22 protein-coding genes are annotated in these 20,441 nt (G+C 70.2%); 12 read left to right on the forward strand and 10 right to left on the reverse strand.

Going from position 1 to position 20,441, the window contains the following annotated elements; genetic code table 11:
• The first annotated feature begins 10 nt into the window (after nucleotides 1-10).
• Entirely contained in the window at nucleotides 11-541 is a 531-nt protein-coding gene (gene rimM / locus ACK4YQ_RS03000; protein WP_409608131.1) for a ribosome maturation factor RimM, read from the forward strand.
• Between the two features lie 18 nt (nucleotides 542-559).
• Here rimM and ACK4YQ_RS03005 read toward each other — a convergent pair whose 3' ends face one another.
• Complete coding sequence (locus ACK4YQ_RS03005; protein ID WP_409608133.1) at nucleotides 560-1,417, reverse strand: acyl-CoA thioesterase; 858 nt, start codon at nucleotides 1,415-1,417, stop codon at nucleotides 560-562.
• A 141-nt stretch (nucleotides 1,418-1,558) separates the two neighbouring features.
• On the opposite strand from ACK4YQ_RS03005, the gene trmD reads away from it, so the two are divergent.
• Both trmD and rplS read left to right on the forward strand, forming a co-directional pair.
• On the forward strand, nucleotides 1,559-2,269 hold the full coding sequence (gene trmD / locus ACK4YQ_RS03010) for a tRNA (guanosine(37)-N1)-methyltransferase TrmD (protein WP_409608135.1): 711 nt from the start codon (nucleotides 1,559-1,561) through the stop codon (nucleotides 2,267-2,269).
• Between the two features lie 26 nt (nucleotides 2,270-2,295).
• Nucleotides 2,296-2,691, forward strand: a complete 396-nt coding sequence (gene rplS / locus ACK4YQ_RS03015; protein WP_409608137.1) for a 50S ribosomal protein L19 — start codon at nucleotides 2,296-2,298, stop codon at nucleotides 2,689-2,691.
• A 78-nt stretch (nucleotides 2,692-2,769) separates the two neighbouring features.
• Here the strand turns inward: rplS and ACK4YQ_RS03020 are convergent, their stop codons facing one another.
• Nucleotides 2,770-3,675 carry a LysR family transcriptional regulator gene (locus tag ACK4YQ_RS03020; protein WP_409608139.1) on the reverse strand — a complete coding sequence of 302 codons (906 nt, stop codon included), beginning with the start codon at nucleotides 3,673-3,675 and terminating at the stop codon, nucleotides 2,770-2,772.
• A gap of 111 nt (nucleotides 3,676-3,786) precedes the next feature.
• Here ACK4YQ_RS03020 and leuC point away from each other — a divergent pair, with 111 nt between their 5' ends.
• Genes leuC through leuB form a run of 6 tightly spaced genes read left to right on the forward strand, consistent with a single transcriptional unit; the run spans nucleotide 3,787 to nucleotide 8,892 of the window.
• Nucleotides 3,787-5,196: a 3-isopropylmalate dehydratase large subunit gene (gene leuC, locus ACK4YQ_RS03025; protein ID WP_409608141.1), complete on the forward strand. Its 1,410-nt coding sequence runs from the start codon at nucleotides 3,787-3,789 to the stop codon at nucleotides 5,194-5,196.
• A complete protein-coding gene (locus tag ACK4YQ_RS03030) occupies nucleotides 5,196-5,996 on the forward strand; it encodes a VOC family protein (protein WP_409608143.1) in 801 nt (266 codons plus the stop codon). Before leuC ends, ACK4YQ_RS03030 begins: the two co-directional genes overlap by 1 nt.
• Nucleotides 5,993-6,916, forward strand: coding sequence for a hypothetical protein (locus ACK4YQ_RS03035; protein ID WP_409608145.1), 924 nt, complete (start codon nucleotides 5,993-5,995; stop codon nucleotides 6,914-6,916). Before ACK4YQ_RS03030 ends, ACK4YQ_RS03035 begins: the two co-directional genes overlap by 4 nt.
• Complete coding sequence (gene leuD / locus ACK4YQ_RS03040; RefSeq protein WP_409608147.1) at nucleotides 6,916-7,527, forward strand: 3-isopropylmalate dehydratase small subunit; 612 nt, start codon at nucleotides 6,916-6,918, stop codon at nucleotides 7,525-7,527. The genes ACK4YQ_RS03035 and leuD overlap by 1 nt, the downstream gene beginning before the upstream one ends.
• A complete protein-coding gene (locus tag ACK4YQ_RS03045; RefSeq protein ID WP_409608149.1) occupies nucleotides 7,527-7,826 on the forward strand; it encodes a putative quinol monooxygenase in 300 nt (99 codons plus the stop codon). Before leuD ends, ACK4YQ_RS03045 begins: the two co-directional genes overlap by 1 nt.
• 13 nt (nucleotides 7,827-7,839) lie before the next feature.
• On the forward strand, nucleotides 7,840-8,892 hold the full coding sequence (gene leuB / locus ACK4YQ_RS03050) for a 3-isopropylmalate dehydrogenase (protein ID WP_409608151.1): 1,053 nt from the start codon (nucleotides 7,840-7,842) through the stop codon (nucleotides 8,890-8,892).
• 31 nt (nucleotides 8,893-8,923) lie between these two features.
• On the opposite strand, the gene ACK4YQ_RS03055 is transcribed toward leuB, so the two are convergent.
• The 5 genes from ACK4YQ_RS03055 to ACK4YQ_RS03075 form a co-directional block, all read right to left on the reverse strand.
• Entirely contained in the window at nucleotides 8,924-10,090 is a 1,167-nt protein-coding gene (locus ACK4YQ_RS03055; RefSeq protein WP_409608153.1) for an MFS transporter, read from the reverse strand.
• 87 nt (nucleotides 10,091-10,177) lie between these two features.
• Entirely contained in the window at nucleotides 10,178-11,362 is a 1,185-nt protein-coding gene (locus ACK4YQ_RS03060; protein WP_409608155.1) for an MFS transporter, read from the reverse strand.
• A 61-nt stretch (nucleotides 11,363-11,423) separates the two neighbouring features.
• Entirely contained in the window at nucleotides 11,424-12,347 is a 924-nt protein-coding gene (locus ACK4YQ_RS03065) for a GNAT family N-acetyltransferase (protein ID WP_409608157.1), read from the reverse strand.
• 99 nt (nucleotides 12,348-12,446) lie between these two features.
• On the reverse strand, nucleotides 12,447-13,199 hold the full coding sequence (locus ACK4YQ_RS03070; protein WP_409608159.1) for an SIR2 family NAD-dependent protein deacylase: 753 nt from the start codon (nucleotides 13,197-13,199) through the stop codon (nucleotides 12,447-12,449).
• Nucleotides 13,200-13,280: 81 nt separating this feature from the next.
• A complete protein-coding gene (locus tag ACK4YQ_RS03075; RefSeq protein WP_409608161.1) occupies nucleotides 13,281-13,667 on the reverse strand; it encodes a PaaI family thioesterase in 387 nt (128 codons plus the stop codon).
• Nucleotides 13,668-13,789: 122 nt separating this feature from the next.
• Between ACK4YQ_RS03075 and ACK4YQ_RS03080 the strand changes: the two genes are divergently transcribed.
• The 3 genes from ACK4YQ_RS03080 to ACK4YQ_RS03090 all read left to right on the forward strand — a co-directional run bounded on the left by ACK4YQ_RS03080 (nucleotide 13,790) and on the right by ACK4YQ_RS03090 (nucleotide 16,908).
• A complete protein-coding gene (locus ACK4YQ_RS03080; protein WP_409608163.1) occupies nucleotides 13,790-14,821 on the forward strand; it encodes an aspartate-semialdehyde dehydrogenase in 1,032 nt (343 codons plus the stop codon).
• Nucleotides 14,818-15,747: an EamA family transporter RarD gene (rarD, locus tag ACK4YQ_RS03085; RefSeq protein ID WP_409608165.1), complete on the forward strand. Its 930-nt coding sequence runs from the start codon at nucleotides 14,818-14,820 to the stop codon at nucleotides 15,745-15,747. Before ACK4YQ_RS03080 ends, rarD begins: the two co-directional genes overlap by 4 nt.
• 66 nt (nucleotides 15,748-15,813) lie before the next feature.
• Complete coding sequence (locus ACK4YQ_RS03090; protein WP_409608167.1) at nucleotides 15,814-16,908, forward strand: MBL fold metallo-hydrolase; 1,095 nt, start codon at nucleotides 15,814-15,816, stop codon at nucleotides 16,906-16,908.
• Nucleotides 16,909-16,914: 6 nt separating this feature from the next.
• Here ACK4YQ_RS03090 and ACK4YQ_RS03095 read toward each other — a convergent pair whose 3' ends face one another.
• The 3 genes from ACK4YQ_RS03095 to ahcY all read right to left on the reverse strand — a co-directional run bounded on the left by ACK4YQ_RS03095 (nucleotide 16,915) and on the right by ahcY (nucleotide 20,360).
• Complete coding sequence (locus ACK4YQ_RS03095) at nucleotides 16,915-18,039, reverse strand: serine hydrolase domain-containing protein (RefSeq protein ID WP_409608169.1); 1,125 nt, start codon at nucleotides 18,037-18,039, stop codon at nucleotides 16,915-16,917.
• Nucleotides 18,040-18,049: 10 nt separating this feature from the next.
• Nucleotides 18,050-18,901 (reverse strand): PfkB family carbohydrate kinase, encoded by an 852-nt coding sequence (locus ACK4YQ_RS03100; RefSeq protein ID WP_409608171.1) that lies wholly within the window; start codon nucleotides 18,899-18,901, stop codon nucleotides 18,050-18,052.
• 67 nt (nucleotides 18,902-18,968) lie between these two features.
• The gene (gene ahcY, locus ACK4YQ_RS03105) at nucleotides 18,969-20,360 is read right to left on the reverse strand and encodes an adenosylhomocysteinase (protein ID WP_409608173.1); all 1,392 of its coding nucleotides are present in this window, start codon (nucleotides 20,358-20,360) and stop codon (nucleotides 18,969-18,971) included.
• Between the last annotated feature and the right edge of the window lie 81 nt (nucleotides 20,361-20,441).

Below are 20,441 nucleotides of genomic sequence, written 5' to 3' on the forward strand. Positions count from 1 at the left end.
GTCGCAGACCATGGCCGACCGCCTGCTGCTGATCGGCCGCGTCGCGGGCGCCTTCGGCGTGCGCGGCGAGGTGCGGATCACGACCTATACGGAAGACCCGATGGCGCTGGCGCGCTATCGGGCGCTTTCGCGCAAGGACGGAGCCCCCGCGCTGACCGTCCTGTCCGCGCGGCCGGCCAAGGGCGGGATCATCGCCCGCACCAAGGAAATCGAGACCAAGGAACAGGCCGACGCCCTGCGCGGCCTGGAGCTCTACATTCCCCGCGGTCTGCTGCCGCCGCCGGAGGAGGACGAGTTCTACCACGCCGACCTCGTCGGCCTCGCCGTGGAGAGCCCGGACGGCGAGCCGATCGGGCGGGTCAAGGCCGTGCAGGACTTCGGCGCGGGCGACCTCCTGGAAGTCATCCCCGCCGCCGGCGGCGCGACCTGGTGGCTGCCGTTCACGCGCGAGGCCGTGCCCGAGGTGCGCATCGCCGAGGGCAAGCTGATCGCCGTTCCCCCGGCCATGACCGAGGGCGAGCCGCCGGGCGGCGACGGCTGAGGCCGCCGCCCAGGCGCGTCAGTCCTTGCGCATCCGCATCAGGCCTTCCTGGGCCACGGAGGCGACGAGCACGCCCTTGCGGTCGTAGATGGCGCCGCGGACGAAGCCGCGGCCGCCGGAGGCCGAGGGGCTGTCCTGGCTGTAGAGGTGCCACTCGTTGAAGTTCGTCGGCTTGTGGAACCACATGGCGTGGTCGAGGCTGGCCGACTGCAGGCCGGGCGTGTCCCAGTGCACATTGTGCGGACGCATGGCCGTGGACAGCATGTTCATGTCCGAGGCGTAGGCCAGGATCACCTGGTGCATGTGGGCGTCCTCGCCGATCGGGGCGCGGGCGCGGAACCATACGGAATTCTTCGCCGGGCGCGGACCCGTGGCCGAGAAGGCGTCGCCCTCGACGCTGCGCATCTCGATCGGCCGGGGCCGCAGCATCATCTTGCGCAGCTCCTCGGAGACGTTCTGCATCCCCTTGATGCGCTGCTCGAACTCGTCGGGCAGGCCGTCGGGATCGGGGACCTGGTCCATGTCGGCCTGGTGCTCGAAGCCCTCCTCCACCACCTGGAAGGACGCGGCGAGATTGAAGATCTGCTTGCCGTTCTGCACGGCGACCACCCGTCGGGTGGTGAAGGTGCCGCCGTCGCGGGAGCGGTCCACCTCGAAGACGATCGGCACGCGCGGATCGCCCGGGCGGATGAAGTAGCAGTGCAGCGAGTGGCAGACCCTGTCCTCGACCGTTTCATAGGCGGCCAGCAACGATTGGCCGATCACCTGGCCGCCGAAGATCCGCGGGCCGCCGCCCCGGGGACTGGTCCCGCGGAAGAGGTTCACCTCCAGCCGTTCCAGCGACAGGGTTTGGGGCAGGCTTTCAGGCGTATCCATGAACGGGTCTCGAAAAATGCTGCATATGCGAAAGCGCTGGGCTTTACGCGGCGCGGCGGCGCCCGGCAAGACCGCACGGGACCGCATGGCGCAGCGCAGCGGCGCCCTTCCGCTCGGCCCCGTTGCAGGGCAAAAGGCGCCATGAGCTTCGACGCCGCCGTCCTGACCATGTTTCCCGAGGCCTTCCCGGGGCCGCTCGGGGTGTCGCTGATCGGCACGGCCTGGAAGGAACTGGGTCTTTGGACGCTGGAAACAGTGGACATTCGCGCCTTTTCCAAGGATAAGCGCGGCTTCCTTGACGACACCCCTGCGGGTGGCGGTCCAGGACAGGTGATGCGGGCGGACGTCATCGCGGCTGCGCTGGACAGCGTGGAGCAGCGAGGGCGGCCGCTTTTGTACATGAGCGCCCGGGGTCGGCCCCTGACCCAGGCGCGGGTGCGCGAATGGTCGCAAGGGCCGGGACTGATCGTCCTGTGCGGCCGTTTCGAAGGGGTGGACCAGCGGGTTCTCGACGCCCGTGGGTTCGAGGAGGTCTCCGTGGGCGACGCCGTGCTCGCCGGCGGCGAGGCCGCCGCACTGGTGACGATCGAGGCGTGCGTGAGGCTGGTGCCGGGGGTCCTCGGCCAGGCCGAGAGTCTGAGTGAAGAGAGTTTCGAAGACGGACTTCTGGAACATCCGCAGTTCACACGGCCGCGGACGTTCGAGGGGCTCGACATTCCCGAGGTGCTGTTGAGCGGCCATCACGCGCAGGTGCGCAAGTGGCGGCAGGCGCAGCGGGAAATCACCACGCGGGAGCGGCGTCCGGATCTCTGGGCGGCCTATCTCGCCAATCAACAGGCAAAGGGCGAGTAAAGCCCAGTACAAAGGACGTGAAGACGATGAACATCATTCAGCAGCTCGAGAAGGAAGAGGCCGACCGCCTCCTCGCCAGCCGCACCATCCCCGAATTCCAGCCGGGCGACACCGTGCGCGTGAACGTGCGCATCAAGGAAGGCGACCGCGAGCGCGTCCAGGCCTATGAAGGCGTGTGCATCGGCCGCCAGGGCTCGGGCGTCAACGAGAGCTTCACGGTCCGCAAGATTTCGTTCGGCGAAGGCGTCGAACGGGTCTTCCCGGTGCTCTCGCCGATGATCGAATCCATCGAGGTCAAGCGTCGCGGCGTCGTGCGCCGGGCCAAGCTCTATTACCTGCGCGACCGTCGCGGCAAGTCGGCCCGGATCGCCGAGCGCCAGATGGTCAAGAAGGAAGACCGCGAGGCCGACGCCGAGGCGTAAGGCTTTCCGAGGTCCTTCGGATCACGCGAGCGGCGGCCGCATGGGCCGCCGTTTTCGTATGCGCAAGGGATCGATGGATCAGCCCTGCGCGCGGTCTTCGGCGACGATGGCGGCGAGGCTTTCGGCCAGGTGGTCGAACATCAGCCGCATCCGGGCGCTGGTCCGCTGCAGCTCGTGCATGGCCAGCCACATCTCCAGCTCGAACACCTGCATCTGCGGCAGGATCCGCACCAGGCCGTGGCGTCGGCCGATCGCATGCAGGCAGGCGGCCACCCCAAGGCCGGCCTTGAGCGCCGCAAGCTGGGCCGCGTCGCTGTCGGAGCGGAAGCCGAAGAGGGCGCGGTCGACCTCCAGGTCGGCCGGCAAGGCGTCCCTCAGCCCGACGGGAAAGGTGTCGAACCCGATCACCGTGTGCTCGCGCAGGGTGTCCATGCAGTCGGGCGCCCCGTGGGCGGCCACGTACTCGGGGGTGGCGTAGAAGCCGAGACCGAGCACGCCGATCTTGCGGGCCACCAGCGACTGCTGGGTCGGACGCGACATGCGCACGGCGATGTCGGCGTCGCGGCGCGAGAGGTCCTCGTTGCGATCGGACAGCACGAGCTCCAGGTCGATCTGCGGGTGTTTTCGCCGGAAGTCGCGCAGGATCGGCGGCAGGAGCTCGGCGCCGACGACATTGCTGGCGGTCAGGCGAATGCAGCCGCCCGCCGGATCCGCCGCACCGGAGGCGTCCCGCAGAGCAGCCCCGGCGGCGGCGGCCATCTCCTCCAGGTGGGGACGCAGGCTGAGGGCCAGATCGGTCGGCTGCAGTCCGCGGGGGCTGCGCAGGAACAACGGCGCGCCGAGTTGCTGCTCCAGCGCCTCGATGTGGCGCCCCAGGGTGGGCTGGGTGAGACCGCGCCGACGCGCGGCCGCGGAGAGACTGCCCGCCTGGAGAACGGCGTGCAGGCTTTGAAAGAGGTCCCAGTCCGCGCCGCTCCCAGCCATGACGGTTAGATAGGGTGCGCCGGGCCTCCCGCAAAATTTTGCCGATATCGGAGCGATTTTGCTGCAACGCGGCACTAGACGTGCGCCGCGTCCCGATCCTAGATGCCGGCCATGTCCGGCAAGACCCTTTACGACAAGATCTGGGATGCGCACGTCGTCGGCGAACAGGACGGCGAGGCTATCCTCTACATCGACCTGCACCTGATCCACGAGGTGACGACGCCCCAGGCCTTCGCTGGCCTTCGCGCGGCGCACCGTCCCGTGCGCCGCCCGGACCGCACCCTCGCCGTGGCCGACCACAATGTGCCGACCGAAGGCCAGGCCAGGGGCGTCGCCGCCGTGGCCGACGATGAGGCGCGCCTGCAGCTCCAGACTCTGGAGCGCAACGTCAAGGACAACGGCATCGAGTTCTTCCCGATGGGCGACGTGCGCAACGGCATCGTCCACGTGGTCGGCCCCGAGCAGGGCCGAACCCAGCCGGGCATGACCATCGTCTGCGGGGATTCCCACACCTCGACCCACGGCGCCTTCGGCGCCCTGGCGCACGGCATCGGCACCTCGGAGGTCGAGCACGTGCTGGCCACCCAGACGCTGCGGACCAAGAAGTCGAAGAACTTCCGGGTGAACATCGAGGGCGAACCGGCCCCCGGCGTGGGCGCCAAGGACTTCGCCCTGGCGGTGATCGGCGAGATCGGCACGGCCGGCGGGACCGGCTACGTCATCGAATTCGCCGGGTCGGCGGTGCGTGCGCTGTCGATGGAAGGGCGCATGACGTTGTGCAACCTGACCATCGAGGGCGGAGCGCGGGCGGGCCTGGTCGCGCCGGACGAGACCACCTTCGCCTATATGGCCGGCCGTCCGTCGGCGCCGAAGGGCGGCGCCTGGGAGATGGCGCTGAACTATTGGAAGACGCTCTACTCCGACGCCGACGCGACGTGGGATCGGGAGATCACCATCGACGCGGCCGCCATCGCCCCGCTGGTCACCTGGGGCACCAGCCCCGAGGACGTGGTGGCGGTGACGGGCACGGTGCCGGCGCCGGAAAGCTTCGCGAGCCCGGACAAGCGCGCCTCGGCCGTGCGCGCGCTGGAGTACATGGGCCTTGCCGCCGGCCAGCCGATCACCGAGGCCAAGATCGACGTGGTGTTCATCGGCAGTTGCACCAACAGCCGCATCGAGGACCTGCGCGCGGCCGCGAAGATCGCCGAGGGCCGCAGGGTGGCCGACGGCGTGCGGGCCATGGTGGTGCCGGGCTCGGGGCTGGTGAAGGCCCAGGCCGAGGAGGAGGGCCTGGACGAGATCTTCAGGGCCGCCGGCTTCGACTGGCGCGAACCGGGCTGCTCCATGTGCCTTGGCATGAACCCGGATCGACTGGCGCCCGGCGAGCGCTGCGCGTCGACCTCGAACCGCAACTTCGAGGGCCGCCAGGGCCGCGGCGGCCGCACCCATCTGATGAGCCCGGCCATGGCCGCCGCCGCCGCCATCGCCGGGCATATCGCCGACGTGCGGGACTTCATCTGATGATCACGGGCCTGGACCACGTGGCCCTTGCGGTCCGCGACCTCGACGCGGCGGTCGACGGCTACCGGCGGCTGTTCGGGCGCGAGCCCGAGCTGCAGCCCGGCGACGGCGCGAAGCGGGCGTGGTTCGCCTTTCCGAACATGGCGTTGGAAGTGATCGCCGCGGACGGCGCGGGGCCGGCGGGCGATCGCGTCCGCGCCCGGATCGATGCGGCGGGCGAGGGCCTGTGGCTGGCGGCGTTCGCAGTGGACGACGTGGCCGGCGCGGCGCGGCTGCTCGCCCGGCGCGGGCTGGAGGTCGACGCGGGCGACGCCGTGGCCTGGGTGCAGGCGTCGGGCCTGACCTTCGTGCTGACCAAGGCTGGGGCGCGGCCGACCTCGCCACCGGTCGCCGACGAGGCCTCGGCGGTGGCGGCGTTGGACCACATCGTGGTGCACTCGCCCAACCCGGACCGTGCGGTCGGCGTCTATGGGGCCAAGTTCGGCCTGGACCTGCGTCTGGACCGCGCCAACGAGAAATGGGGCGCGCGACAGCTCTTCTTCCGCTGCGGCGAAGCCGTGTTCGAGGTGGGGTCGAGCCTGAAGACGCCGCCCACCGACGGTCCGGACGGCTTCGGGGGCCTGGCCTGGCGCGTGAACGACCCCAACGCGGCCCAGGCCCGGATGGCCGCGGCCGGCTTCGACGTCTCGGAAGTGCGGGAGGGCCGAAAGCCGGGCACCAAGGTCTTCACCGTACGCAACGCGCCGGGCGGCGCGCCGACCCTGATGATCACGCAGAACGCCGAAGCGGTGGCCACATGAGATGCGCCGTCGCCGCATGCGTGCTCGCACTGCTCGCGCCGGCCACGGCGTCGGCGGCGGAGTTGCCGGTGGTGTTGAGCGACGGGGCACGCTGGACCCAGACGATCGTGAAGACGCGAACCGACGAACGCGACGGCGCCGTCAAGAGCGTCACGGTCACGACGGTATTGAAGGCCACGTTTCATCAGCCACGCGGCGGTCCTGCGACCCTTAGCCAGGACCTCGTCTCCATCGGAAGCGATGATGCCGAGCCCGCCGAGCTCGAACAGGTTCAGACCCTCGCGAAAATCGTCTTCCCGGCGGTCGTCGAGGTCGACGAGGCGCTGACGCCGATCCGTGTTGTGGACTGGGACTCGCTTCGGTCGAGGGTCGTGAGCGTTGTGGAGGCGAACGGCGGCGACCAGAAAGCCGTCGATACCTTCCGTTCAGTGTTCGATAAGTTCGATGAGCGGACAGCAGCGGGGCTCTTCAAGGAGCTGGGGCTGATCGGCCTTGGCCAAGGCACGGCGTTGGAGGTGGGCGAGCCGCAATCCTACGAGGATCAGGCGCCGAACATCCTGGGCGGCCCGCCGATCAAGACCCACGGCGTCTTCGAACTGGAGTCCTACGACAAGGACGCCGGCGTAGCCGTCGTGACATGGGAGCAGACGCTTGACCGGGCCTCGGCGACGGCGAGCATCCGAGCGACCGTGGAGGCGATGGCCCAACGGGCGCCCCCCGAACGCCGGGCCGAAGCCGCCGCCGCGCTCAAGGACCTGACGATCGACCGTAAGGACAGCTGCCGCTACTCGATCGACGTCGCGACAGGGCTGTCGTTGCGAACCGAATGCACGATGACCGTGACGAGCGGCGTGCCCGGCAGGACGGCCAAGCGCATTGACCGCTGGTCGATCACCCAATCGAAGCCCGAGACCCTCTGATGCAAGCCTTCACCAAGCTCGACGCCAAGCTGGCGCCCCTGCCTCTGGCCAACATCGACACCGACCAGATCATTCCCAAGCAGTTCCTCAAGACCGTGGAGCGCGAGGGCCTGGCCAAGGGCCTGTTCTACGACCTGCGCTTCGACGAGCAGGGCAAGGAGAAGCCCGACTTCGTTCTGAACCGGCCCGAGTACAAGGGCGCGGGCGTGCTGGTGACGGGCGACAACTTCGGCTGCGGCTCGAGCCGCGAGCACGCCCCCTGGGCGCTGATGGACTTCGGCGTGCGCTGCGTGATCTCCACCAGCTTCGCGGACATCTTCTACAACAACTGCTTCCAGAACGGCCTGTTGCCCGTGGTGCTGCAGGCCGCCGAAGTGCAGGCGCTGATGGACGAGGCCAAGGGCGGCAACCACATGGCCACCGTCGACCTGGAGGCCCAGACCGTCGTCTCGCCGTCGGGCAAGGTGTTCCACTTCGACATCGATCCGAAGCGCAAGGAAAAGATGCTCAAGGGGCTCGACGCCATTGGCGAGACCCTGCAGCAGGCCGCTTCGATCGACGTGTTCGAGGAGCGCCGGGCGCTGAGCCAGCCCTGGCTTGAGGACGCCTGATGCTGGTGATCGCCGGCACGGTGCGCGTCCCCCCGCAGAACCTCGACGGGTTCCGCCCGCACATGCTGGCGATGCTGGCGGCCAGCCGCGCCGAGGAAGGTTGCCTTGAGTATTCCTATGCCGAGGACGTGGGCGAGCCGGGTCTGATCCGCGTGTTTGAGGCCTGGCGCGATCAGGCCGCCCTCGACGCCCATTTCGCCACGCCGCACATGGCCGCGTGGCGCGCCCAGTGGCCGAGCTTCGGGGTTTCCGACCGCCGGCTGTTCGCCTACGAGGTCGCTCACCAGCGAGCTCTCTGACAGGACCTTCCCCATGACCGACCTTCTTCTCCTGCCCGGCGACGGCATCGGGCCGGAGGTGACGGCGCAGGTGCGCCGCGTGGCCGAGCGCCTGACGCCCGACCTCTCCATCGAGGAACGGGCCTTCGGCGGGGCGAGCTATGACGCCCACGGCGCGCCTCTGACCGACGAGACCCTGGCCGCGGCCAAGGCCGCGCGCGCGGTGCTGATGGGCGCCGTGGGCGGCCCGCAATGGGCCGGCGTGGCCCGCGACAAACGTCCGGAGGCGGGGCTCCTGGCGCTGCGGGCCGGCATGGAGGTGTTCGCCAACCTGCGCCCGGCGCTTTGCTTCGGCCCCCTGGCCGACGCCTCCAGCCTGAAGCGTGAGCTGGTCGAGGGCCTGGACCTGATGTTCGTCCGTGAACTGACGGGCGGCATCTACTTCGGCCAGCCGCGATTCATCGAGGACCTGCCCGGGGGCGGCAAGCGCGCCGTGGACACCCAGGTCTACACCACCGCCGAAATCGAGCGGGTGGCGAGGGTGGCCTTCGAGCTCGCACGCAAGCGGCGGGGCAAGGTGCACTCGGCCGAGAAGTCGAACGTGATGGACTCCGGCCTGCTCTGGCGCGAAGTCGTGACCGACCTGCATCGTCGGGAGTACGCCGACGTGACGCTGGAGCACATCCTAGCCGACAACGCGGCCATGCAGATCGTCAAGAATCCCAAGCAGTTCGACGTGATCGTCACCGACAACCTGTTCGGCGACATCCTGTCGGACGAGGCGGCTCAGCTCACCGGCTCCCTCGGCATGCTCCCCTCGGCGGCCCTGGGGGCGGAGGGCAAGCCTGGGCTCTACGAACCGATCCACGGCTCGGCCCCGGACATCGCCGGCCAGGGGCTGGCCAACCCCCTCGCCGCAATCCTGTCGTTCGAGATGGCGCTGCGCTGGTCGCTGGCGCGTCCAGCCGAGGCCGACCGCCTGTTCGCCGCGGTGGACAAGGCCCTGGCCGCGGGCGCGCGCACCCGCGACCTTGGCGGAAGCCTCACCACGGCGCAGATGGGCGACGCCGTCCTCGCCGAGCTCTAGACGACTGGGAGTCCCCGCTGCGGAAGCGTCCTCAGGCGGGGACCGGCTGCGGCGCATGTTTGGCCGCACGCCACCAGATCATCGCCGCGCAGAGCGCGATGGCCGCGGCGGCGACCGGCAGGCCGGGCCCGCCGAACGCGCCCAGGACCGCACCGCCGATCGAGGCGCCCAGGGCCTGGCCGCAGGAGGCGGACGATCCGTTGAGCGCCAGCGCCAGAGGCGCGGCGTTGGGCGCGGCGGTGATCAGCCGCGACTGCACCACCGGCATGACCGAGAACAGCGAGACCGATCCCGTGAAGAGGGTGAGGGCCACGAAGACATAGGTGGGCCAGCCCGCGGGCAGGACATGCAGCAGCGCGGCCCCGTGCATGGCCGCGGCCGTGGCGAGCCCCAGGAAGGAGACGGTGACGCTCATCCGGCCGAGGTCGCGGTCGGCGGCCCGTCCGCCCAGGGTGAGGCCCACCAGGCTTCCCAGGCCGACCATGATCTGGAAGGCGGCCACCCCGGCGCCGACGACGCCGGCCTGCAGGCGCAGGACCACGGCGATGTAGGTGGTGATGGTCATGTTCGCGCCGAACGCCAGGAAGGTGGCCATGTACATCGGCGCCGTGCGCGAGAGCGTGAGCCCGCCGCCTAGGGCCGGCGGCGGCGGCTGCACCCGCGGCAGGAACAGCGCGATGCCCACGAAGGCGAGAGCCGCAAGACCCGCGGCCAGGGCGAAGGCCGAGCGCCAGCCGAAGAGCGAGCCGACGACGCTGCCCATGGGAATGCCCATCAGGAAGGCGACGGTCATGCCGCCCCCGACGACGGCGAGGGCCGCCCCGCGCTTCTCAGGCGGCGCCAGGGCCGCGGCGGCGCTGGAGGCGGCGGGTCCGGCCAGAGCGGCCGTGGCGCCCACGATGGCGCGGAAGATCAGCAGGTGTGCGAAGTCGCGGGTGATCATGCAGATCACGTTCAGCCCGATCGCCAGGGCGAGGGCGGCCAGCAGCACGGTCTTGCGCTCCAGCCGTCCGACCAGAAACGCCAAGGGCGGCCCGGCGAAGGCGGAGGTGAGCACGTAGGCGGTCTGGAGCTGGCCCGCGACCCCGGCCGAGACGCCGAGGTCCGCGGCGAGCATCTCCAGCAGGCCGGAAAAGATCAGCGCGCCCGACCCGAAGGCGAAGGTCGACAGCGCCAGTACAATGATGCGCGGGTTCATCCCGCGACGACGCCCGACATGCGCTGCGTTTCCCCCATGGTTATCGCGGTTCAGCTTGGACTGCGGAAAAGCGCATGACCAGTCGCTTCAGGCGCTTTGCGGTCGCCTAAGCAGCAGCATGGCCGCCACGGCGGTCAGCCCCAGGCCCGCGAAGACCCCCAGCGCCAGCCCCAGGGAGCGCTCCATCAGCAGGGCGAAGACGAAGGGGGCGGCGGCCTGGGCGAGCCTGGCGGGCACGTTGATGGCGCCAAGGCGGGCGCCGTAGTTCCCGGTTCCGAACAGGGCCAGCGGCAGGGCGCCGCGCACGATGGTGTAGAGCCCGTTCCCGGCCCCGTAGAGGACGGTGAAAGCCGCCGCCGCGCCGGGCCCGAAGGCCAGCAGCAGGGCCGCGCCCACAGGGAAGAACAAGACCGCGATGCGGCCGGAGACCAGCGGATGGATGCGCCGCACCAGGGCGAACTCGGCCAGCCGGGCGGCGACCTGGGCAGGGCCCACGAGGGCCGCGGCGGCGACGGCGGCGGCCGGGCTCGCGCCCGCGGCCTTCAGGATCGGCGGCAGGTGCGCCGACATGGCCGAGCCGATCGAGGCCATCACCGCGAAGGCCAGCGCGATCAGCGCTAGGTTCATCCCCGCGCGCGGGTCGGGCGGCGCCGGCGCTTCGGCGGCGGCCTCGGCGGCGCGCTTGTGGAAGGCCGCGCCCCTGGGCAGGCTCAGGTGCAGCGGCAGGGCCAGCGCCAGGTTCAGGCCCGCCCAGACGAAGCAGGCGCCGCGCCAGCCCACGCCCGCCTCCAGCCAGGCCGTCAGCGGCCAGCCGATGGTGCTGGCGAAGCCGGCGATGAGCGTGACCCCGGTGATCGAGCGGCGCGCGTCCTGCCCGAACCAGCCGACGAGACCGGCGAAGGCGGTGTCGTAGAGACCGAGCGCCATGCCCAGGCCGATGACGCCCCAGGCCAGCATCAGGTGCCAGGCAGCCTGCGACAGGCCGAGTCCAGCCAGGCCCGCGGCGAAGACGAGGCTGGCGATCGCCAGGGGCGCGCGGCCGCCGTCGCGGTCCACCCAGCGGCCGATCGCCGGGCCCAGCACCGCCTGCAGCAGCATGGCCCCGGAGAAGGCGGCGAAGACCAGCGAGACGGGCGCGCCCACCGCGCGGGCCATGGGCTCGGCCAGGCCCGCCGGCAGGTAGCTAGAACAGGCGTAGCCGATCGTCTGGGTCGTCCCCAGGGTCAGAACCGCGCGCGGCGCGCCGATGCCTGCCGATCCCGGTGATTCCACGCGCCCGCCCTCCGAGGCGCCAGGATGCGCCGCGGCCCTCGGCCGTCCAAGCGTAAAGGCCTCAGAGATCGAGCGCCCAGGTCTCGCCGATCAGTTCGGGCCCGAACTGCGTATGCGGGACGCTGTCCACCAGGCGGAACCCGTGGGCGGCGTAGATGCGGCGGGCGGAGGTGAGCACGCTCTGAGTCCAGAGGGAGAGCTGGCGATAGCCGGCGGCGCGGGCGAAGGCGACGCACTCGCCCACCAGCCTGTCCCCCAGACCGAGGCCGCGCGCAGCGGGCTCCAGATAGAGCAGGCGCAGCTTGGCCACCCCCTCGCCGCCGTCGGCCACGAAGACCGAACCCAGGATTTCGCCCCCGCGATCAACGACGAAGGCGCGGGCGCGGTCCGCATCGAAGGCCTCGATGAACTCGGCTACGACCCTGGCCATCAACGCCTCGAGCGGCAGGCCCCAGCCGTACTCCCGGGAATAGAGCACCGCCTGGCGATGGACAGTGTAGCTGAGCTCGCCTTCCCGGTGGGGGCGCACGACGATCTCGGGGGCGGCAGGGGCCGAGCCGAGGAGCCCCCGGACCTCCTCCATCGCCCGGGTCAGTCGCACGCGGTCCTTCGGCGCGAGAGGCGCGAGCAGGGCGCCTACCGCCAGGTTCGATCGTCCCTGGAGCTCGCCGAACATGGTCCGCCCCTTGGGCGTAAGGCGCAGGAGATGGCTGCGGCCGTCGGCGGGGTCGGCGTCGCGCGCGATCAGGTCGTCCGCCTCGAAGCGCTTGAGGATGCGGCTGAGGTAGCCCGGGTCCAGCCCGGCGCGCTCCGCGACCACCCGCGGCGCCAGGGGCTCGCCATGGCCGATCTCGTAGAGGGCGCGGCCCTCGGCCAGGGTGAAGGAGCTGCCCAGGTGTCCTTCGTCCAGGGCGCCGATGAGCCGGGTGTAGAAGCGGTTGAAGCCGCGCACGGCGGCGACGGGATCAATGGTGTCGACGGTCATGGCCGCGCCTCCTGCCACGGGGCAGGATGTCGCCAATTAGTTGACGGCGTCAAGCATGTCACATCTCGGTCCGGCGGACGCGCGCCCGAAATCGAGGGATCAGCTCGAGGCGGGCGCCGCTTCGCTCATGGCCGGCCCGATCTCGTCGTGCAGGACAAGGTCGGCGAGCGGGTCCATGTCGGTGGGTTCGCGGTTGACGATGGCCAGGCGCGCGCCGTTGCGCTTGGCGGTGATCGGGATGCCGGCGGCGGGATAGACCACCAGGGACGAGCCCAGCACCAGGCACAGGTCGCAACGACGGGCCTCGAACTCGGCGCGCAGCATCTCGCGCTCGGGCATCGGCTGGCCGAAGGAGATGACCGCCGTCTTCACCAGGCCCCCGCACTCGCGGCAGGTGGGGATCTCGCCGGCGCCAAGGAAGCTTTGCTTCAGCACCTCGAGTTCGTGGCGGGTCTCGCACTCCAGGCACTTGGCGTAGCTGGCGTTGCCGTGGACTTCGATCACCCGCTCGCCCGGCACGCCGGAGTCCTGGTGCAGGTTGTCCACGTTCTGGGTGACGACCGCGCTGACCTTGCCCTGGGCTACGAGGCGGGCGACGGCGTAGTGGCCCGCGTTCGGTCGCCGGCCGGTCCAGCCCGCCGCGCCGGAGAAGGTTCGGGTCCAGGCCTCGCGACGCTTGTCCTCGCTGCGCAGGAACTCGTCGAAATAGATCGGCTTCATCTTGCTCCACACCCCGCCTGGGCTGCGGAAGTCGGGGATGCCGGATTCGGTGGAGATGCCCGCACCGGTGAAGACCAGGACGCGGCGCGCCTCCTCGATCATCCGGCGCAGGGCTGTGCGGTCGGCGCTCATGCGCGAATTGTGGCCCAGGGCGTCGCGGGCGCCAACCGGGCCGCCAGGCCTGGAGTCCGAACGGCCTCCGGCAAGCCGAGGCTAGGCTTCCACCGTCATCTGGGTCTGGATGACGAGGGCCAGGAGCTTGCCGTCGGCGCTGGTGATGCGGGTCTGCCAGACGCTGGAGCGGCGGCCGATGTGCAGCGGGGCGGCCTCGCCGGTGACGGTGGTTCCGACCTTGGCCGCGCCCAGGAAGTTGGTCTTGCTCTCCAGCGTGGTCGTGCGAGCGCCTGGGGGCAGGTTGAGGAAGCCGCCGATCGCCCCGAGGGCGTCGGCGAAGGCCATGAAGGCGCCGCCGTGCAGGATGCCGCCGGCGGTGCAGAGGTCCTCGCGCACGGTAAGGCGACCGACGACCCTGTCCTTGCTCCGCTCGACGATCTCCACCCCCATCAGGTTGGCGAACGGCATGCCCGTGTCCTGCGCCATGTGTGGCCCTCCCGCTGGCCGTTTCCGGTCCCTACATCCGAGCTATAGGCTCGGCCGCCTTGCGTCGCGACTACGCAGGGCGTAACGGGACGCTCCGCTTCTGTATGACTTAGGAGACCGCCATGGGCTACCGAGTGGCCGTGGTCGGCGCCACGGGAAACGTGGGCCGCGAGATGCTGAACATCCTGGAGGAAGTGAACTTCCCCGTGGACAAGATTCACGCGATCGCCTCGCGCAAATCCATCGGCGTGGAAGTCTCCTTCGGCGACAAGATCATCGCCTGCGAGGACGTGGAGCAGTTCGACTTCTCGACCGTCGACCTGGTGCTGATGAGCGTGTCCGGCTCGTTCTCAAAGGAGTGGTCGCCGAAGATCGGCGCTGCGGGCCCGATCGTGATCGACAACTCGTCGGCCTGGCGGATGGACCCCGACGTGCCGCTGATCGTGCCGGAGGTGAACCCGGACGACGTGAGCTACGCGCACAAGAAGAACATCATCGCCAACCCCAACTGCTCGACCGCCCAGCTGGTGGTGGCGCTGAAGCCGCTGCACGAGCGGGCCAGGATCAAGCGTGTGGTGGTCTCGACCTACCAGTCGGTGTCCGGCGCCGGCAAGGAAGGCATGGACGAGCTCTGGGACCAGACCAAGGACATCTTCGTCCTGGGCGCCCGCGAGCCCAAGAAGTTCCCCAAGCAGATCGCCTTCAACGTGATCCCCTTCATCGGCGCCTTCAACGACGACGGCTACACCGATGAAGAAGCCAAGATGTGGAACGAGACGCACAAGATGATCGACCCGGCGATCAAGCTGACGGTCACCTGCGTGCGCGTGCCGGTCATGGTCGGCCACTCGGAGTCGGTGAACATCGAATTCCACGACCCGCTGGACGAGGACGAGGCCCGCGACCTGCTGCGCGAGAGCCCCGGCCTGATCGTCATCGATAAGCGCGACGACAAGGGCTATATCACCCCCAAGGAAGCCCAGGGCGAGTTCCCGGTCTTCGTCAGCCGCATCCGCAAGGACCCGACCGTCGAGCACGGCCTGAACCTGTGGGTCGTCGCCGACAACCTGCGCAAGGGCGCGGCGCTGAACGCGGTCCAGATCGCCGAGCTGCTGCACGAGCGCGGCCTGATCAAGTCGAAGGCCGACGCATGACGCCACCGTCGTCCGCGCCGGGCGGCGAGGCCCGGCTGGCGCTGGCGGCGGGCCTTGGCTGCTATCTGATCTGGGGGTTCGTCCCACTGGCCTTCCAGGCGATCGGCCGGCTGGGCGTCGGCCCCTGGGAGACCCTGGCGCACCGCACGTTCTGGAGCATTCCGGCGGCCGGCGCCTTCGTGCTCGCCGCCGGCCAGGGGCGACAGGTGCTCGCGGCCTTCGCCAACCGGCGGGTGCTCGGCTGGCTGCTGCTGAGCTCCCTGCTGATCGCCACCAACTGGGTGGTCTTCATCTGGGCGGTCAATTCGGGGCGGCTGCTGGAGACGAGCCTCGGCTACTACATCAACCCTCTGGTCAACATGGCGGCCGGCGCGATCCTGTTCCGTGAGCGGATCGATCGGCTGGGCATGGTGGCCATGGGGTTCGCCGGCGTGGGCGTGGTGGTGCAGGCCCTCGCGCTGGGCCACCTGCCGATCGTCTCCCTAGTGCTAGCCCTGTCCTTCGGCGGCTACGGCGTCGTTCGAAAGCAGGTGCAGGCCGACGCCCAGACCGGTCTCTTCATCGAGTGCCTGCTGATGGGCCTTCTTGGCCTGGCGTTCGTGGCCTGGCTGCAGGCGCAGGGCGAAGGTCACTTCGCCCAAAGCCCTGCGACCATGGCCTGGCTGATCGCTTCCGGCCCGATCACCGCCGTTCCGCTGGTGCTGTTCGCCTGGGCCGCCCGGCGCATGCCGCTGTCGGCGATGGGGTTCATGCAGTTCATCGCGCCGACGATCAGCTTCACCATCGGCCTGATCCAGGGCGAGCCCTTCACCCCGCTGCGGGCGGTGTCGTTCCTGTTCATCTGGGGCGGGGCGGCGATCTTCACCTACGGCGCCTGGCTCCGCGGACGGCGGGTGGCGCAGGCCGCGGCGATCGCCGGCGGATGAACCGACCGTAACTGGCGCGCCCGCCTGCGGCTGCTAGCCTGACGCCGGATCTGGGGAGGCCGGGCCATGAAGGCGGCTGCGCTGGTGTTGCTGGGGGCGATGGCTTTGTCCGGGCCGACGTCTGCGGCGGCGGACACGGACCGCATCGCCGCGGAGACGGTCTTCGCCCGGCGGGTCCAGCCCGTGGCCCCCGGGGTCTGGCTGATCGACAAGCCTGCGGCAACCGATCCGCCCTTCGAGGGCAACGTCACCGTCATCGAACAGACGGCGGGGCTGGTGGTGGTGGATGCGGGCGGGTCCCCCGCCTCGGGCCGCAGCATCGTGCGGCGCATCCGCGAGGTCAGCGACAAGCCGGTCCGCTACCTGATCTACACCCACTATCATGGCGACCATAACCTCGGCGCCGGCGTCCTGAAGGAGGCCTGGCCCGGCCTGACGGTCATCTCCACCGCCCGCACCCGGGAGAACATGACCGGCCCGGCGATGGACTACGTGAAGACCTACGCCGCATCCTACGCGGACATGGCCGCCCATGCCGCGCGCCAGGCGCAGGATGCGTCCCTTCCGCGGGCGCTGCGCGAAGGATGGGCGCGCACGGCCGCGGCCGGACCGGGGATGGTGGCGGGCTACACGGACCTCGTCGTCCAGCCGGCCGACGTCGTCTTCGCCGACCGGCTCTCGATTCCGGACGCCCTCGCCCCGGTGGAGGTCGCGTTCCTGGGCCGCGGCAACACCGACGGCGACGCCGTGGTCTGGGCGCCGCGCCAGCGTGTGCTGGCCGCGGGCGATCTGGTCGTCGCGCCCGTCCCCTATGCGGCCCACACCTATCCGGGCGAGTGGATCGCGAGCCTCGAGAAGGTGAAGGCGTACGACTTCGCCGTGCTCGTGCCCGGCCATGGCGCGCCGCAGACCGATCGAGCCTATCTCGACAGGCTGATCGCCGCCCTTGCGGAGGTGCGGGCGCGGGTCGGCCCCCTCGCGAGGTCCGGCGCGAGCCTGGAGGAGGTGCGCAGGCAGGCGGACCTCTCCGGCGTACGGCGGGCCTTCGCCGGCGACGACGCCTGGATTCGGTTCCTGATGGATGCGGTCTGCCTGAACGACCTCGTCGCCAACGCCTACAAGGAGGCGCGCGGCGAAACGGTGGTGCAGGGCAAGGGCTGAGCCGGCTCAGAGGGCGCCGTAGGCGGCCTCGATCAGCCGTCGCGAGCGCAGGTCGCCGATCAGCTCCGCGGACTGCCGGTTCATCACATAGGCCCCGCCCAGGCGCTGCTCGGGATCGACGAAGAGGCAGGAGCCGCCCCAGCCTGCGTGGCCGAAGGTCTGCAGGCCCGGTCCCCAGATCAGCACCGGGTCGTTGCGCAGGAACCCCGCGCCCCAGGCCACCACGTAGGGCAGCACCATGTCCTGGCCGCGGATCCGCTCACGGGCGGCCTCGGCGATGAGCGCAGGCGACAGGACCACCTCTCCGTCCAGCCAGCCGCCGTCGGCCAGGGCGCCGGCGAGACGGGCGAGGGAGAGCGCGGTGGCGTGGCCGTTCGCCGAGGGCAGCTCCGCCCGGCGCCACTCGGCCTGGCCGCGTCCGCCCGCCGCCGCCCAGGGCGTGAGGAAGGCCGCCCGGGTCGCGGCGTTGACCTCACCGAACTTGGGCAGCCCCTTAGGTCGGATCATGTCGGCGCATCGGGCGTGCTCCGAATCCGGCAGGCCGATCCAGATGTCGAGGTCCAGGGGGCGGCAGACGTCCTCGGCCAGGGCGCGGCCGATGGTGCGCCCGTCGATGCGTCGGAAGATTTCGCCGGCGATGTAGCCCATGGTCGACGGACCATATCCGCTGGCCGTCCGCGGCGGCCAGATCGGCGCCGTGGCGGCGATCCGGGCGCAGATGGCGTCCCAGTCGAACCACAGGGAGGGGTCCATCTCGTCGGGAACGCCGGACAGGCCGGCCTGGTGCGACAGCGCGTCCTCGACGGTGACGCCCGCCTTCCCGGCCTGGCCGAACTCGGGCCAGACCTCGGCGACCGCCTGGTCATAGGCGAGCCGCCCCTGGTCGACCAGGCGCGCGACCATCAGCGCCGCGAGCGCCTTGGTTGTGGAGAAGACCGGAGTGAGGGTGTCTTCGGCGAAGGGGCGCGTGCGCGCGCGGTCGGCATGGCCGCCCCACAGGTCGACCACCGTCTCGCCGGCCTCGACCAGGGAAAAGCGCGCGCCGACCTCCTCGGCATCCTCGAAATTGGCGGCGAAGGCGTCCTTGACCGCAGCGAAGCGAGGCGCCGCGAAGCCGTGGATCTCGATCATGCCCACCTCCTCACGCCAGCTTCTCGACGCGGACGCCGGCGATCGGCCGGGCGAGCCGCTCGCCCAGGGCCACCAGCGGCAGGTCCACTGGACAGGGCTCGGCCGCCGCGGCCGAAAGGGTCTCCGCCACCGCCGCAGCGGCGCCCTCCGCCGCCGCAGCCGGCGACAGCCCGTTGACGAGCCCGGCGGCGAAGGCGGCGCAGACGAGGTCGCCGGTGCCGTTGGGCGCGCCCTCGCGCCGCTTGTGCGCGACCAGCACCGTCTCGTCCGGCACGCAGCATAGAAGCCCGATCTCGTCGGCCGAGCCGGGAACCGAGGTGACGAGGGCGGGCCGGCCGAGCCGGCGGGCCGCTTCGGCCGCCGAGGCCGCGTCGGTCGCCTCCATGCCGGAGAGCCAGGACAGCTCCCAAAGGTTGGGCGTGATCCAGTCGGCGACCGGGACCAGCTGGTCGGCCAGGGCGCGGGCGACCTCGGGCTTCACGTAGAGCCCCTTTGGCGCATCACCGAGGATCGGATCGACCACGACGATCGGGCGCGGCCGGGCGGCTCCGGTCCGATCGGCGGCGCGCACCCGCTCGACCGTCTCGCGGGCCATGACCACCTGTTCGGGCAAGGAGAAGTGACCGGTGACGACGAGGTCGATCCGGCCGATCAGGTCCTGGACGTCGAGGCCCTCGAGCAGCTGGGCGAAGAGCTCGGCGTCCACGGCCCGACCCTTGCCGGCCTTGGCCGGGCTGGCGCCGAACATGACGGTGGGGACCAGCACCGGGTCGACGCCGAATTCGGCGAGGGCGTGAAGCTGGGCGCCGCCGCCGATGCGGGAGGCGGCGACATAGCTGGACAGGATCAGGGCGAGCGGCATGGCCGCTTCTTAGCAGGTCGCCGCGGCGCACGCCCCTCCATCGCCGAACGATGGAGGGGCGCAAGTCCTAGTAGCGGTAGTGCTCGGGCTTGAAGGGGCCTTCCGGCTTCACCCCGATGTAGTCGGCCTGCTCCTTGGAGAGCACCGTCAGCTTGGCGCCGAGCTTCTCCAGGTGGAGCATGGCGACCTTCTCGTCCAGGTGCTTGGGCAGGGTGTAGACCTTGGTCTGGTAACGGTCGCGGTTGGTGTGCAGCTCGATCTGGGCCAGGGTCTGGTTGGTGAACGAGGCGCTCATCACGAAGCTGGGATGGCCGGTGGCGTTGCCCAGGTTCACCAGCCGGCCTTCCGACAGGACGATGATCTTCTTGCCGTCCGGGAACTCCACGTGGTGGACCTGGTCCTTGATCTTGTCCCACTTGAAGTTGCGCAGGCCCGCGATCTGGATCTCGGAGTCGAAGTGGCCGATGTTGGCGACGATCGCGTTGTTCTTCATCCGGCGCATGTGCTCGACGGTGAGGACATCCTTGTTGCCGGTGGCGGTGACGAAGATGTCGGCGCTCTCGCAGACGTCCTCGACGGTCTGGACCTCGTAGCCTTCCATCGCCGCCTGCAGGGCGCAGATCGGGTCGACCTCGGTGACGATCACCCGGGCGCCGCCGTTACGCAGGGATGCGGCCGAGCCCTTGCCGACGTCGCCGTAGCCCATGACCACAGCCACCTTGCCGGCCAGCATCACGTCGGTGCCGCGGCGGATGGCGTCCACCAGGCTCTCGCGGCAGCCGTAGAGGTTGTCGAACTTGGACTTGGTGACGCTGTCGTTGACGTTGATCGCCGGGAACGGCAGCTCTCCGCGCTCGGCCATCTGATAGAGGCGATGGACGCCCGTGGTGGTCTCTTCGGAGACGCCCTTGATGGCGTCGCGGATCGCCGAATAGAAGCCCGGCTTCTCCTTCAGGTAGCGCTTCATCACCTTGTAGAGCGCCTCCTCCTCCTCGTTCGTCGGCTTGTCGAGGATCGAAGGGTCCTTTTCGGCCTTGGGGCCCAGCACGCAGAGCAGGGTCGCGTCGCCGCCGTCGTCGAGGATCAGGTTCGGATAGCCGCCGTCGGACCATTCGAAGATGCGGTGGGCGTAGTCCCAGTACTCCTCGAGGGTCTCGCCCTTGATCGCGAACACTGGGGTGCCGGCTGCGGCGATGGCCGCGGCGGCGTGGTCCTGGGTGGAGAAGATGTTGCAGGAGGCCCAGCGCACCTCGGCGCCGAGGGCTTCCAGCGTCTGGATCAGCACCGCGGTCTGGATGGTCATGTGCAGGGAGCCGGCGATCCGCGCCCCCTTCAGCGGCTGATCCTTGCCGAACTCGGCGCGCACGGCCATCAGGCCGGGCATCTCGGTTTCGGCGATCTCGATCTCCTTGCGGCCGAAGTCGGCGAGCGAGATGTCCTTCACGACATAGTCGGGCATGGGGCGGGGTCCTTGCGGAGGGTTCGGCGCGCCAAGGCGCGGTCGGGCCTCTAATAGCGAGACGCCGCAAGGTGGGCAAGA

The sequence above is a fragment of the Phenylobacterium sp. genome (genome assembly GCF_046291545.1).
GTDB lineage: Bacteria > Pseudomonadota > Alphaproteobacteria > Caulobacterales > Caulobacteraceae > Phenylobacterium.